The sequence below is a fragment of the Sphingobium sp. Cam5-1 genome, from assembly GCF_015693305.1.
Lineage (GTDB): Bacteria > Pseudomonadota > Alphaproteobacteria > Sphingomonadales > Sphingomonadaceae > Sphingobium.
In genome coordinates, this window is record NZ_CP065138.1 from 2646235 (window position 1) to 2660918 (window position 14684).

General features: G+C 63.0%; 11 protein-coding genes and 1 tRNA gene. 6 read left to right on the top strand and 6 right to left on the bottom strand.

What is annotated here, in order from left to right:
* Position 1: 1 nt before the first annotated feature.
* On the bottom strand, positions 2-1453 hold the full coding sequence (locus IZV00_RS13160; protein ID WP_230463220.1) for a hypothetical protein: 1452 nt from the start codon (positions 1451-1453) through the stop codon (positions 2-4).
* Positions 1450-3453, bottom strand: coding sequence for a virulence factor family protein (locus IZV00_RS13165; protein ID WP_196225054.1), 2004 nt, complete (start codon positions 3451-3453; stop codon positions 1450-1452). The genes IZV00_RS13160 and IZV00_RS13165 overlap by 4 nt, the downstream gene beginning before the upstream one ends.
* Before the next feature lie 230 nt (positions 3454-3683).
* Between IZV00_RS13165 and IZV00_RS13170 the strand changes: the two genes are divergently transcribed.
* The 5 genes from IZV00_RS13170 (at position 3684) to IZV00_RS13185 (ending at position 6839) form a co-directional block, all read left to right on the top strand.
* The gene (locus IZV00_RS13170; protein WP_196225055.1) at positions 3684-5282 is read left to right on the top strand and encodes a SulP family inorganic anion transporter; all 1599 of its coding nucleotides are present in this window, start codon (positions 3684-3686) and stop codon (positions 5280-5282) included.
* Complete coding sequence (locus IZV00_RS21355) at positions 5279-5476, top strand: ParB/Srx family N-terminal domain-containing protein (protein ID WP_268934765.1); 198 nt, start codon at positions 5279-5281, stop codon at positions 5474-5476. Before IZV00_RS13170 ends, IZV00_RS21355 begins: the two co-directional genes overlap by 4 nt.
* Positions 5476-5901 (top strand): ParB-like protein, encoded by a 426-nt coding sequence (locus IZV00_RS13175; RefSeq protein WP_268934766.1) that lies wholly within the window; start codon positions 5476-5478, stop codon positions 5899-5901. The genes IZV00_RS21355 and IZV00_RS13175 overlap by 1 nt, the downstream gene beginning before the upstream one ends.
* Before the next feature lie 225 nt (positions 5902-6126).
* Positions 6127-6651 (top strand): glycine cleavage system protein R, encoded by a 525-nt coding sequence (locus IZV00_RS13180; RefSeq protein ID WP_196225056.1) that lies wholly within the window; start codon positions 6127-6129, stop codon positions 6649-6651.
* Between the two features lie 38 nt (positions 6652-6689).
* Entirely contained in the window at positions 6690-6839 is a 150-nt protein-coding gene (locus tag IZV00_RS13185; protein WP_196225057.1) for a hypothetical protein, read from the top strand.
* Between the two features lie 211 nt (positions 6840-7050).
* Here IZV00_RS13185 and IZV00_RS13190 read toward each other — a convergent pair.
* Positions 7051-7137: transfer RNA gene (locus IZV00_RS13190), tRNA-Leu, on the bottom strand.
* A gap of 150 nt (positions 7138-7287) precedes the next feature.
* Here IZV00_RS13190 and IZV00_RS13195 point away from each other — a divergent pair.
* Positions 7288-7770: a hypothetical protein gene (locus IZV00_RS13195; RefSeq protein WP_196225058.1), complete on the top strand. Its 483-nt coding sequence runs from the start codon at positions 7288-7290 to the stop codon at positions 7768-7770.
* Between the two features lie 82 nt (positions 7771-7852).
* Here the strand turns inward: IZV00_RS13195 and gltB are convergent, their stop codons facing one another.
* From gltB to IZV00_RS13210, 3 genes are read right to left on the bottom strand one after another with little or no spacing between them, the layout of a single operon-like run.
* Entirely contained in the window at positions 7853-12394 is a 4542-nt protein-coding gene (gene gltB / locus IZV00_RS13200; protein ID WP_196225059.1) for a glutamate synthase large subunit, read from the bottom strand.
* Positions 12394-13128, bottom strand: a complete 735-nt coding sequence (locus tag IZV00_RS13205; RefSeq protein ID WP_196225060.1) for a DUF2059 domain-containing protein — start codon at positions 13126-13128, stop codon at positions 12394-12396. Before IZV00_RS13205 ends, gltB begins: the two co-directional genes overlap by 1 nt.
* Positions 13125-14576, bottom strand: coding sequence for an NAD(P)-dependent oxidoreductase (locus IZV00_RS13210; RefSeq protein ID WP_196225061.1), 1452 nt, complete (start codon positions 14574-14576; stop codon positions 13125-13127). Before IZV00_RS13210 ends, IZV00_RS13205 begins: the two co-directional genes overlap by 4 nt.
* Between the last annotated feature and the right edge of the window lie 108 nt (positions 14577-14684).

Genomic DNA, 14684 nt, shown 5'->3' on the forward strand with positions numbered 1-14684 from the left:
CTCAATTCATCAGGCTGGCATAGCGCGCGGGTGGGGTCGGCAAGGTGAAGCGGGCGACAGTGCCCGACAGAATCACCAGCGCAATCACCAGCGCGGCCGACCTTTTCCCGCGAACGGCTTCGTCGCGTCTCCACAGGATGATCCAGCCTAGCGCCGTCGCCAACATCGCCCAGAGATGATAGCGAAGGTCGGATGATATGCTGAGCAGGATGAAGCTCGCTTCCTGAAAGAGCGTCGAAACGAACAGGGCCGTTGCGAGTTCGCGCTGCGCTCCCTCGGGCCGACACCAGCAGTTCCACAACCCCCACAACGCCACGACGACCCAGAAAATCGGCCACGCCACGGGCGCTTCGGTCAGCAATCCAGCCACCCCCTGCCACCGCGTCGCCATGAACGAGGGATCGGGGAAACCCAGGTCATTGGGCTCCGATCGCGCGGGCGGTGCGGCCAGCGGCCAATGCAGGGGCACCAGCCAGCGCTCGGTCGAATTCAGATGGCCAAGCCGGTGCGCGAGATAGGCATAGGGATGGGCAATGACAGCCTTGGCAAATAGCCCATAAAGCTGACCGAGGGGCATCTTGTCCCATGGCCGGATTGCGGACGCGCAGAAGGTATTTTCACCCAGCGGATCCCAGAACAGCGGCTTGACGCAATGATGCGCCGCGAGCGTCCGGATCGCTTGAGCAGAGACGCCTGTCGCCGGGTCGTCCGTCCGAACGGCAATAGCTGCAAGATCATATATGGGCTGGCTGCTGCGCACCCCACTGTCCCGCGCACCCAGCAGGCTGTGGTTGATCGGTTGGGAAAGGAGGAGGACCACGGGAATGGCGGCGATCATCGCGGTGAGGCGGAGAATTTCGTTCCGGGGACGCTGCAACAGCAGAAACGCCAGCGGGACGGTCGAGAATGCCCCGTTCGCGCGAACCAGCGTTGCGTAGATCAGGCACAGGATGACGATGACTAAGGCAAATGGCGGAATGGGCCGGTGGCGCAGGCGGAACGTGGCAATCAGGCCGAGGGCAAGGGTTAGCGCGCCCACGAGCTGACTGTCCTTGACCACGATGGCGAGCCAGCCGAGCAGAAGCGGTGTCGCGCCCAGGGCAAGCAGGACGACGGTCCTTCGCTGACCAACTGCCCGGCCGAGCAGCCCGATCCCGATCCAGTAACCAGCCATCTGAATTATGAACATCGGCGCGGTGCTTGGCCGGGCGAAGGACAGCATGGCCCAGAGGCGAGCCATGATCGGAGGATGCCAGTCGTCGTAGCTGTGGCTCAAAACCTGCCGATATTGAACGATCGAGTCATATTCGGCGATCCCCGGCCAGAAAAGCAGCAGGGACGCAAGCAGTAGGGCGCAGGCGGAGAGGATCGGCCAATGGGATGGGGCTGAAGTCATCTGCTGCGACCCTGCGGTGGTGGGCATGTCCTGTGCTTCCATCATCTGGGCCATCATCTGGGCATGTGCCGGAGGATTTGCGCCACCAGAAATGGCGCGTTGCGTTCGAAATGATGCCCGCCCGGCACCGTGACGACCGTTGCTATGCCTCGTGGGATGTCAGGACACGCGCTGTCGGTTTCCAGATTGCCCCGGATGCACAGCATAGGCACGCCGCGCAGCCGCGCTATGGCGGGAATGGTTGGGTAGGCCCCTGTCGAACTCATGTTCAGCCAGCTGCTCAGATGAAACTGGAAATCCGCCTTTCCGCTGAGGCCCAGCAGCGCCATCCCCTTCACTTGCGACCGCACGGGCCGGGCCAGATGCCCCGCAATATAGGGCAATACATCCGCACCAAAGCTGTAGCCGACCAGCAAGACCTTGGGGCGACCCCAATGTTGCGAATAGTTCCGGATGATGGAGGCAAGATCGGCGGCGGCACCGGCCGGGGTGCGTTCGCTCCAGAAATAAGACAGGCTATCGACTCCCACGACCCGTACCCCTGCCTTTGCGAGTTCCGCGGCGACGCCCTTGTCCAGGCCGACCCATCCGCCGTCCCCGGAATAGATCACCGCCATCCTGTCGGTGCGCCGCGCGGCCGGATCGTCAACGATGGTGATCGGCAGGTTCGCAGGCATCGGCACAAGATTTTGCGAAGATTCTGGCGCGGCATAGCGGGCTGCAATGAATGGCTTCACTTGCGCCGCGAGCAGCGCGTCGGGACTGAAATGCGGATCAAGCCCGACAACCGTGGCACCACGATATCGTGCGAAGTCAGCGGCCTGCGTATCTACACCTTCCCTATTCAAGCTGATCCAGGGGGAAGCTAGACGGGCCACGGGGGCGATCGTCCGGCCAATGTGAGAATATGGGCGGGCCGTCAGCGAGAGCATGGCCGACTTGCACCAATGGGTCCGGCCCGGCAAAAATGGACGAAACCCAGCCGTGACCACCGCGCGATAGGCCCCATCCGGTCCAGTAACGAGCGTGGCATAGGCGAACGTGGCTCCCAGCCCTCGCCCCACCAGCACTGGTTTCATATACATAGGCACGCCCAGCCGGTGTTGAATTTCGCGCGCCAGCGGAACGATGGCATAGTTCGGATTGATGCAGGTCTTCTGCAAACCGAGCGCGTGGAGGAAGACGGGGGTCGAAATGCCGGTGACCAGCGCGCCCTGTGCCGTCAGCCGATCGGCGAGCGCGCGGTCATCTTTCGTCCAGCCCCGCGCATCAGATAGCAGGATGACCAGCCCTCGCGGCGAGGTCTTGCTCCGGAACACTGCCACCCTTCCCAACAGGGGCGAGAAATGAGCCATGCCCGATCGAACCGGCGTCGTTGGCGAAGGCCGATGGACCACCGCTGCCGCTGGCCCGAAATCCGTCAGGAACGGCAGTGAAGCGACCAGAAACAACAAAAGTCGGCCAGCGCCCGATCGGCTAGTTTTTTTTGACCGCGTCTCCATCTTATCGCCATCCAGCCGCCCGCCACCATCGGTAGCGCTTCGCCGCAGCCGGAGCAATGTGGCTATACGCTGACGAACATCCTCGCACGTCGCGTCTAAAACCAGACGAACTCGATCGACACCGACACCACGTCCCTCGACCTCTTCAATTTGAACACTGGCGGCAGCCAGTATCGGCAGACCACGGAGGAGCTCCGCGTCTCGTCGCCCAACACCGGACGGTTCTCGTTCCAAGCCGACCTCTTCTACCTCGACCTGAGCGCCCGGCAGTATCTGCTCCAAGGCGCGAACCTCGGGAACCCGATCCCGCCGCCCGCCTAGCCGCTCATGCGTAACGCCAACAGCTTCCGTGTGGGACGCGAGCATAGTCACGATGGAGGGCGCGGCTGCGGATGCCGTGTGCAATCGCACTGCTGGAAATTCACGCCCCCGGCCGACGGCACTTTCGGTGCGAGTGTGATGGCCGGGGGCGGCCCTGGTGATCCCGGTGCGATTACTGGCGAAGGTCCCAGCGAGGCCGGAAGAAGGCGGATTCACGCCCAGTGCGTGGGTCACGATTCTTGCCGACGGTCGGTCGAGATCACGACGGGTGATTCTGCGGTCTGATCAGCTCCACGATGATTAGCCTGCTGCTGCTTCCCGTGCTTGTCTGGCGCTGGCGCGTCGGACCCGTTGGCAGGTCAATGGTTTCCGCTGCGAGGTGATTGCCCCTTGCGGACCAGGTCATTGCTTGCGAAACAATCGGCCTTGTCCCGTGGGCTGACGCAGCAACAGGATGCCAGGCGATGCAAAGCCGTGACGCAATTGCCGGACTTTCCATCGCGGGACTGATGCTGCCGGAAGCAATTGCCTATGCCGGCATAGCGGGCTTGCCGCCACAGCGGGCGATAGTGTCGGCGCTCATCGGCGGGGCTGTCTATCTGATCCTTGGCCGCAGCCGCTTCGCGATCATCTCGCCCACATCCTCCTCCGCCGCCATTCTGGCGGCCGCGCTGGCGGCGCTTCCGTCTGGCGCGGGCTCGGGCGCAAGCGCGACGTCGCTCGTCGCCCTTGTCGGTGCGATATTCTGCGTCATGGCCGCCTCGCGGCTGGGCGGGCTTGCCAGCTTCATTTCCCGCCCGGTGTTGCGCGGCTTTGCCTTTGGCCTCGCCATCACGATCATCATCAAGCAATTGCCGGTGATCGTTGGCGTGCCGCTTCATCGATCCGCCATTGGTCCGCTGCTGCTGACGCTGCTGGAAAATGCAGGACGCTGGCACGTCGCGAGCATCCTAACGGCCCTCTCAGCACTGGCAATGCTGTTGATCCTGCGCCGTGTCCCAGCTCTGCCGGGCGCTTTCCTCGTCCTCGCCGGTGGCATCGGCGCAGCGCTATTGCTGGACCTGCCTGCCCTCGGCGTAGCAAGCGTCGGCGCGATCGACCTGGTTCCGCGTTGGGAACCGATCGACTTGCCCGACTGGCAGCAACTGTCCCGCCTGACCCAGCTCGCGGCGCCCATTGTTCTCATCCTGCTGGCCGAAAGCTGGGGCACGATGCGCAGCCTTGCCCTGCGTCATGGCGACAGGGTGGAGCCCAATCGGGAAATGGCGGCCCTGGGTCTGGCGAATGTCGGCGCCGCTATCGTTCAGGGCATGCCCGTCGGTGCGGGCTTTTCAGCGGGTTCGGCGGCCGAGGCGGCAGGCGCGCGGAGCCGCTGGAGCAGTCTGGTCGCGGTGGCCGCGCTGGCGGTGCTGGTGACCCTTGCTATGCCGCTCATAGCCCGACTGCCTAAGCCGGTGCTGGCGGCGGTCGTCGTGGCCGCGCTGATCCACGCGCTCAATCCCGCGCCGCTGGTCCGTCTCTGGCGCATTCGCAGGGATATTGTCGCGGCGGCTGGCGCGGCGGGCGGCGTGCTGCTGCTGGGCGTACTCGACGGGATGCTTTTCGCCATCGCCCTGTCGCTGGCGCTGATGATCCGCCGACTAGCTGCGCCGCAGCTCAGCCGACTGGGGCAGTTGGGGACGAGCCGCGACTATGTCGATCTTCACTATCATCCCGACGCCGTCAGCCCACCCGGCATCATGATCCAGCGTCCCGCCGAACCGCTGTTCTTCGCCAATGCCGAGCGAGTTCTGGGCCGCGTGGCGGACCTGCTGGGCAGGGAGCCGGACACACGCCAGTTGATCCTCAGCCTGGAGGAGAGCTTCGATCTGGACAGCACTGCGCTCGATGCACTGGCGGAGTTCGCGACGCAGATGAGGACACGCGGCGTGACGCTGCAACTGGCGCGCGTGCGCGATCATGTGCGCGACCTGATGCGCGCCGCTGGTGCAACCGACCTGATCGCGCGCAGCAGCTACAGCGTCGATGACGCTGTCCAGGCATTGAAGAAGGAGAAGCCATGATCGCTCATGTCAGCCCCGAGCCGCTGCTCCATTCCGTTCCGCTGGCCGAGCTGCGGCCCACGCAGATGACCGTGGGCCTGATCGATGTCGCGCGCAAGCGACAGCAGTGGGATGATCGGCGGGAGGGCGATCGTCCCGATTTTCTCGGACGGCACATGATCCCGGTGGTTATTGGACCGAAGGGCCGACGGTGATGGTCGATCATCATCACCTTGCCCGCGCCCTGCACGAAGAGGGGGTGGAGCATGTGCTGGTGAGCGTGATCGCCGACCTTGGGCACCTGAAAACCGACGCTTTCCTGAACTTCATGGACAATCGCAACTGGCTGCATCCGTTCGACGAACGGGGGGAGCGGCAGGCTTATGATGCGCTTCCCAGACATATAGGGAAACTGGTCGACGATCCCTATCGCTCGCTGGCCGGAGCGGTGAGACGGTCAGGCGGTTATGCGAAGGCCGACATCCTCTATTCCGAATTTCTCTGGGCCAATTTCCTGCGCCAGCGCATCAAGCCGTCGCGCCTTGCAAAGGATTACGAAGCCTGCGTGCGCGAGGCCGTTGATCTTGCGCGTGAGCGGGATGCGGCACATCTGCCCGGGTGGTCGGGTAGCGTGGATTAGACCTGGTTAGCGACGTCCAGCAGTTCATCATCTCCAGACTTGCATTAAGCAACGCACGACAGAAGCAACTTCGAATACCCTGTCAGCCGTTATTTCGGTCAGTGTCGTCACAGGTGGAAGCGACATCAACATGCCCCGGATGGACGGGTTGCTATTCACTCTCTTCAAGACAAGCCAAATGCACTATCTACGGTTGCTGGACAGTGGTCGGCGCAGAGGTGAAATATGGATCGGGCGGTAATCTTAACGGTGGTCGGAAGTGACCGACCGGGCCTCACTCGCGCGATCGCCGAAGCAGTTTATGCTGCGGGCGGCAACTGGCTGGAGAGCCATCTCTCACGCCTTGGCGGGAAATATGTCGGATCCGTGTTAATTGAACTACCCGAGGAACGGTTGCATGAACTCCAAGCCGCCGTCGGGGGCATCGATGCATTCGGGATCAAGGTGGACATCATCGCGGCTGCGGAAGCGGATGAGCACAGCGGTGAGTTTCTGGGGATAGACATCGTTGGACAGGATCGCCCCGGCATAGTTCGCGAGGTGACCTCAGTGCTCGCTGGGCTCAACGTGAACATTGAAGACTTCTCCAGTAAGATCGAAGGCAGCGCTTGGTCCGGTGCACCGCTGTTTCGAGCGAAAGTGAAGATGCTGCTTCCTGCTGGTCTTTCCATCGACGAAGTCCGCACGGCTCTCGAAGCCATATCGAGCGAGATCATGGTCGATTTTGATAGTGAGTCTGCATCGGGTTGACGGGCATCGGGACTCAAAATGGCCGGGGTGTCTCTCCGATGCTCGACATCAGAATTGCTCGTCGCTCTCGCTCCAAGTCGATCCAAGCGCTGGCGATTCTCCTTGGCGAAAGCAGCGGGTATGCCGTGTTGCACGGCAAGCAGGCTTTCAAGGGTGCGCAGGAAGCCCTGTTCGGCATCAGCGCCTGAGCGCGCGCACTACCGTCATCTCCACCGTCTCCCTGGCGTGGGCGAGAAAAATCCGGACAGGGAATTGGACGAAGATTTGCCTCTCGGCAGGGCGAGGAAGGGCGTCTCTGACCCACGTTCCCGAAACCACGCCGTCAAACCCTGCGAAACTGCGCCATTTCGCAGGCCCAGCAAGCCCGAAGGCAAAAATCGGTTACCTTGTCTGACTGAATGGTGCGGTCGAGAAGACTCGAACTTCCACGGCCTTTCGGCCACAACGACCTCAACGTTGCGCGTCTACCAATTCCGCCACGACCGCACATCTGAAGGGAAACCGGCGGTGCCGGTGCCTTGGTAGGAGGCGGCCCTTAGCAAAGGCCTCGGACCCATGCAACAACCGATCTTCATGTGCGTTTCTTTTGCCGGGTACTGGTGATGATGCAGGCGAGCGCGGAGAGGAGAAGGTCGCATGTCCCCCCGTTTCTGGTTGTTCAGCCTGGCGAGCGCGGGGGCTGCGTTAGCCAGCGGGCTAGGCCTTGGCCTCTACGCGACGACTCCGCCACGGCTATCCTTCACCGACGCACAATCCTCTTCTTACTCCGCATCGCCTATCTCGATCGCGCAATCAGAAGGCAGCCCCGATCTGACGGGGCCGGATGAGATTAATTGCAAGGGCTGCGGCCCGACCCTCGCGGACCGGCAAATGGCAAGCATGACGGCGGGCTGGAGCGGCTATGACGATCTGGTTGTGCAGCATTATGAAGCGCAGGATGAGCAAGCCGACAATTGGCAACCGCTTGAGGACGGCCCGCCATCGCCGATGCACCGCCTACCAGCCAACATAGACCGGTTCGCGAACGGCGACGATGCACAGCCGCAGCCCACGCAACTGGCGCAGGGCAACGGCGCGAAATTCGATTCCGCGCCTGCCGTTTCACCCGGCTCCTATTAGCCAAAGCAGCGCAGCAGCCCCAGGCACGGACTGTCCCAAGCAAAAGGGGGAGGAAAGCCGTCTGCCTTTCCTCCCCCTCATCCTATTCCGCAGCCACCACCTCGGCGCTTGCATCGCTCAACGGATGGGTCAACCGATGCACCATCTCCTTGGGACACACCTGCCAGAAATGACGCCGCCAACGGTCCCAATCATCCAGGATCGTGTTGGACCATTTGCTGTCCGTTGTCACCGCATGCTCCGCGATCAACGCCTTGAGCTGCGCTTCCCAATGGGCGCTTTCCAGCCGCTGCCACACGATATTTTCCGGATTGGCGCGCCGTTCGAAGCTGCCATCCTCGTCCAGGATGAAGGCCATGCCGCCGGTCATGCCCGCGCCGAAGTTCGCGCCCGTGCGCCCCAAGATCACCGCCGTGCCACCGGTCATATATTCGCAGCCATTGGCGCCGCAACCTTCGACCACCACCTGCGCGCCCGAATTACGGACGGCAAAGCGTTCACCCGCCTGTCCCGCCGCGAACAGCTTGCCCGCCGTCGCGCCGTAAAGGACGGTGTTGCCGATGATCGTGTTGTCCTTGCTCGTCAGCGGCGAGGAAACCGTCGTACGCACGACGATCGTGCCGCCGGACAGGCCCTTGCCCACATAGTCATTGGCATCGCCAAAGACTTCCAGCGTGATGCCCTTGCACAGGAACGCGCCCAGCGACTGACCCGCACTCCCCCGCAGCCGCACGGTCAGATGCCCGTCCGCCAGGGCAGACATGCCGAACCGCTCGGTAACGGCCGCAGACAGGCGGGTGCCCACGGCGCGATGCGTGTTGCGCACCGTATAGGTCAGCTGCATCTTCTCGCCACGCTCGAACACGGCCTTGGCATCGCGCATCATCTGCGCGTCCAGGCTGTCGGGCACCTCGTTGCGCCATGCTTTCAGGCTGAAGCGCCGCTGATCGTCGGGGGCGTCCACCTTCGCGAGGATGGGGTTCAAATCGAGGTCGTCCAGATGCTCGGCGCCGCGATTGACCTGCTTCAGCAGCTCCGTGCGACCGATCACCTCGTCCAGGCTGCGATAGCCCAGACGTGCCAGCACTTCGCGCACTTCCTCGGCGATGAAGGTCATGAGGTTGATGACCTTCTCCGGCGTGCCGGTGAACTTCTGCCGCAGCTTTTCATCCTGCACGCAGACGCCGACCGGGCAGGTGTTGCTGTGACACTGGCGAACCATGATGCAGCCCATGGCGACAAGACTCAGCGTACCGATGCCGAACTCTTCCGCGCCCAATATCGCCGCGATCACGATGTCGCGCCCGGTCTTCAAGCCCCCGTCGGTGCGCAGCTTCACCCGATGGCGCAGGCCATTGAGCGTCAGCACCTGATTGGCTTCGGACAGCCCCATTTCCCACGGCGTGCCCGCATATTTGATCGACGTCTGGGGCGAGGCGCCGGTGCCGCCGACATGGCCTGCGATCAGGATGACGTCGGCATGCGCCTTCGCCACGCCCGCCGCCACCGTGCCGATACCCGCCTGACTGACCAGCTTCACGCACACCCGCGCACGCGGGTTGATCTGCTTGCAGTCGTAGATGAGCTGCGCCAGATCCTCGATCGAATAGATGTCATGGTGCGGCGGCGGCGAGATCAGCGTCACGCCTGGCGTCGAATGGCGCAGCTTGGCGATGAACTCGGTCACCTTGAAACCCGGGAGCTGACCGCCTTCGCCGGGCTTGGCGCCCTGCGCGACCTTGATCTCGATTTCCTCGGCTGAGCCCAGATATTCGGCATGGACCCCAAAGCGGCCGGACGCGATCTGCTTGATCACGCTATTGGCATTGTCGCCATTCTCATAGGGCTTGAAGCGGTTCGCATCCTCGCCGCCTTCGCCCGATACGGCCTTGGCGCCGATGCGGTTCATCGCGATCGCCAGCGTCTCATGCGCTTCGGGCGAAAGCGCGCCCAGCGACATGCCCGGCGTCACGAAGCGCTTGCGGATTTCGGTGGTCGCTTCGACCTCGTCGATCGGCACGGCTTCACGCGCGAAATTGAACTCCAGCAGGTCGCGCAGATAGACCGGCGGCAAATCTCGCACCCCGCGCGAAAATTGCAGGTAGGTCGAATAGCTGTCCGTCCCCACCGCCGTCTGCAACAGGTGCATCAGCTGCGCGGAGTAAGCATGGCTCTCGCCGCCATTGCGCTGGCGGTAGAAGCCGCCGACCGGCAGGCGCACGGCGGCGCTGTCATAGGCCGCCTCATGGCGCAGCACCGCATTATGATGCAGCGACGCATAGCCTTCGCCCGAAATCTTCGCGGGCATGCCGGGGAACAAGTCGTTGACCAGCGCACGGCTGAGGCCGACCGCTTCGAAATTATAGCCGCCGCGATAGCTGCTGACGACCGCGATGCCCATCTTGGACATGATCTTCAGCAGGCCTTCATTGATCGCCGTGCGGAACCGGTCGAAACATTCTTTCAGGGCCAGGTCGCCGAACAGGCCGCGCGCATGGCGGTCGGCAATGCTCGCTTCGGCCAGATAGGCGTTCACCGTCGTCGCGCCGACGCCGATCAACACCGCGAAATAATGGGTGTCGAGCGCTTCGGCGCAGCGCACGTTGATCGACGCATAGCTGCGCAGCCCCTTACGGACGAGATGCGTATGCACCGCCGCCGCCGCCAGCACGCCAGCGATGGCGACGCGATCGGCGTTGATATGCTCGTCTGTCAGGAAGATTTCAGTGCGGCCTTCACGCACGGCCTGCTCCGCTTCCTCCCGGATGCGGGCAATTGCGGAGCGCAGCTGCTCCTGCCCACCTTCCGCCGGGAAGGTGCAGTCGATTTCCGCCACAGCCGGGCCGAAATGCGCCTTCAACCGCGCCCATTCTGACGAGATCAGCACCGGCGATTCCAGCACCAGCACATGGCTGTTCTGCGTATCCTGCTCCAATATGTTGTGCAGGTTGGAAAAGCGCGTGCGCAGGCTCATCACATGCCGTTCGCGCAAGCTGTCGATCGGCGGGTTGGTGACCTGGCTAAAATTCTGGCGGAAGAAATGGCTGACCGTGCGCGGCTTGTCGGAAATGACCGCCAGCGGCGTGTCATCGCCCATCGAGCCAACGGCTTCCTTCGCATCCTCGACCATCGGGGCCAGGATCAGCTCCATATCCTCCAGCGTCAGGTTCGCAGCAACCTGGCGACGCGTCAGCTCCGCCTTGTCCCATGCGGGCAGGGCGCTTTGCGCCTCGGGCAGATCGCCGACCTTCATGAAGTCCTTGATCAGCTCGGCATAGGGCCGCTCGCCCGCGATCTTGTCCTTGATCGCGCGGTCGTCGTAGATTGCGCCTTCCTGCAAATCGACGGCGATCATCTGGCCGGGACCCATGCGGCCCTTCTTGACGATGGTGGTTTCGGGCACGACGACCATGCCGGTTTCCGACCCCACGATCAGCAGATTGTCACCGGTCAGCGTATAGCGCAGCGGACGCAGGGCGTTGCGGTCGACACCCGCGACGACCCAGCGTCCATCTGTCATCGCCAGCGCCGCCGGACCATCCCACGGCTCCATGACGGAGGCGAGATATTCGTACATGTCCACATGCGCTTGCGGTGTTTCGCCAGCAGCAGCCTGCCACGCCTCGGGCACCAGCATCAGCTTCGCCGTCGGCGCATCGCGGCCAGACCGGCAGATCGCCTCAAACACGGCATCCAGCGCGGCTGTATCCGACGCACCAGCCGGGATCACCGGCTTGATGTCCTCCGAATGATCCCCGAACGCCAGCGAGGCCATCTTGATCTCGTGGCTCTTCATCCAGTTCTTGTTGCCGCGAATGGTGTTGATCTCACCATTATGCGCGAGCGTGCGGAACGGCTGGGCCAGCCACCATTGCGGAAAGGTGTTGGTCGAATAGCGCTGATGGAAGATCGCGACCCGGCTCTCGAACCGCTCATCGCGCAGATCCGGGTAAAAGACCGACAGCGATTCAGCGAGGAACAGCCCCTTGTAGATGATCGACCGGCACGACAGGCTACAAATGTAAAAGTCCTGGATCTGCGCCGCGATGACCTTCTTCTCGATCCGGCGGCGGATGAGGTAGAGGTCCTTTTCAAACTCGACCTGATCGCGCTCTTCCGGCATCGGGCCGGCGATCATGATCTGCTCGATCTCCGGACGGGTGCGCTGCGCCTTCTCGCCGATGACGGAAACATCAACGGGCACCTGCCGCCAGCCATAGATGGTGTAGCCCGCGTCGATGATCTCGGACTCAACGATCGTGCGGCACGTTTCCTGTGCCGACAAATCCGTGCGCGGCAGGAAAATCATGCCGACGGCCAGCCGGTTGGGCAGGGGCTTATGCCCCGAATCCGCGATCGCATCGTCAAAGAAGCGCACCGGCAGATCGACATGGATGCCCGCGCCGTCGCCGGTCTTGCCATCCGCATCGACCGCGCCACGATGCCACACCGCCTTCAGCGCATCGATCGCCGAAGCGACCACGCGGCGGCTCGCACGGCCATCCGTCGCGGCGACAAGGCCAACGCCGCAAGCGTCGCCTTCCATCTCCGGATGATACATGCCCTCGGCAGCCAGGCGCGCGCGCTCTTCGGGACTCGCCATATAGGGGGTCTGGTCGGTCATTAGTTCGGTCCTTCGTCACTCGTGGCGGCGCCGTCCTTCAGGTCGCTCGCCTTGACACCCAACAGCTTCGCCAGCTTGCCGCGCTCCTCCTGCGACAGGTCGGCGATCTTGCGTGGCGGCGGCAGGCTCTTCGTCGCCGCCTCCGCTTTCGCCGCCATTTCGGGCATCTTCTTCATCATTTCAGGCATCAAAGCCTGCATCTCGGCCATGATCTCCGGGTCCATGAACATCATCATGGACTCGCGGGCATAAAGGTCGCCGGTCGGCGTCTTGAAGAAGCTCTCCAGCTCGCCCAGCTGTTTACCGTCGAACTTGCGCGCATAGGCGCGGGTCAGCGCGTCGCGCACTTTGGGCTCGAAGCCATCCATCATGTCGACCATCGATGCCATCATTGCATCCATGCCCAGCTTCGTGCGCTCCCGGAAATTCGGATCAATGATGGCGCTGATCTGCTCCATCGACGTTTCGTCCAGCCCGGCCAGCTTGTCCTGCGGCACACCGCCAATACGGGCGAACTGTGCGATCGGCATTTTCATGACGCCGTCCATCATGCTGTCCATCATCTTGGACAAGGTGCCGTCCATCATCCGGCGATAAGTGCCGACAGGAAAAATCTTGTCCACGACCGGCCGCGCGGCCGCTACGCGCGCGGCGTCGGGCACGCTTTGCGCATGGACGGCGGGCGCAGCCAGCAACGCCAGCCCGATCACGGATGAACGGAAAGCCTGCCTCATGCCGCTTGTCTCTCGCCAGCCGCAGCCTTGGCCTTCGCCTTCAGATAACGGTGCATATGCTCGGTCACGTCGCGGCCGTCGCGGATCGCCCACACCACCAGCGAAGCGCCGCGCACGATGTCGCCAGCGGCAAACACGCCGTCCATGCTGGTCATCATCGTCTTGTGATCGACGCGCAGCGTACCCCAGCGGGTGACCGACAAATCCTCCGCGCCGAACAGCTTGGGCAGCTCTTCGGGGTCATAGCCCAGAGCCTTGATGACGAGGTCGGCGTCCAGCGTGTGTTCGGTGCCCGGATCAGCTTCCGGCGCGCGGCGGCCCGAAGCGTCGGGCTGGCCAAGGCGCATTTTCGTCACCTTGACGCCTGTCACATGTTCCGTGCCCTCGAACGCGATCGGCGCGGACAGCCAGACGAACTCGACGCCTTCCTCCTCGGCGTTCTGCACTTCGCGCTGTGACCCCGGCATATTCTCCCGGTCGCGGCGATAGAGGCACTTCACCGAAGTCGCGCCCTGACGAATGGCCGTGCGGACGCAGTCCATCGCCGTGTCGCCGCCGCCAATAACGACGACCTTCTTGCCGTTCGCGTGCAGCGTGCCGTCCTCATGTTCCGGCACCACATCGCCAAAGCCCGCCTTGTTGGAGGCAGTAAGATAATCGAGCGCCTTGATCACGCCCGCAGCGCCCACGCCCGGTGCCTTGATGTCACGCGGCTTGTAGACGCCGGTCGCGATCAGGATGGCGTCATGGCGGCTGCGCAGCTCTTCCATCGACGCATCGCGGCCGACCTCGAACCCTTCATGGAAGACGATGCCGCCGTCCTTCAGCCGCTGGACGCGGCGCATGACCACATCCTTCTCCAGCTTGAAGCCGGGGATGCCATAGGTCAGCAGCCCGCCCGCCCGGTCGTGCCGGTCATAGACATGCACCTCATAGCCCGCGACGCGCAGATATTCGGCCGTGGTAAGCCCCGCCGGACCCGCCCCGATGACACCCACCGACTGGCCGATCGGCTTGCCGGGAACCAGCGGCTCGACCCAGCCTTCCTTCCACGCAGTGTCGGTGATGAACTTTTCGACCGACCCGATCGTCACCGCGCCATGGCCTGAAAACTCAATGACGCAATTGCCTTCGCAAAGCCGATCCTGCGGGCAGATGCGGCCGCAAATCTCAGGCATCGTGCTGGTCAGGTTGGAAAGCTCATAGGCCTCGCGCAGCCGCCCTTCGGCGGTCAGGCGCAGCCAGTCCGGGATATGATTGTGCAGCGGGCAATGCGTCGCGCAATAAGGCACGCCACATTGCGAGCAACGCGCCGCCTGTTCTTCCGCGCGCTCCAGAAGGAAGCTGCTGCTGATCTCCAGGAAATCGTCGGCGCGATCATCCGCCGAACGCTTCTCGGGATAGGCTTGGCCCGTTCCCACGAATTTCAGCATCGGATTGTCAGCCATAATGAGTCCCTAAAAATCTGTTCAGGGCTCACATAGCAGAAAAACCCACCGAGTCACGTGGATTCGGCGATATAGGTCACGTTACCTGACCTAAACTTAAAGGATTTT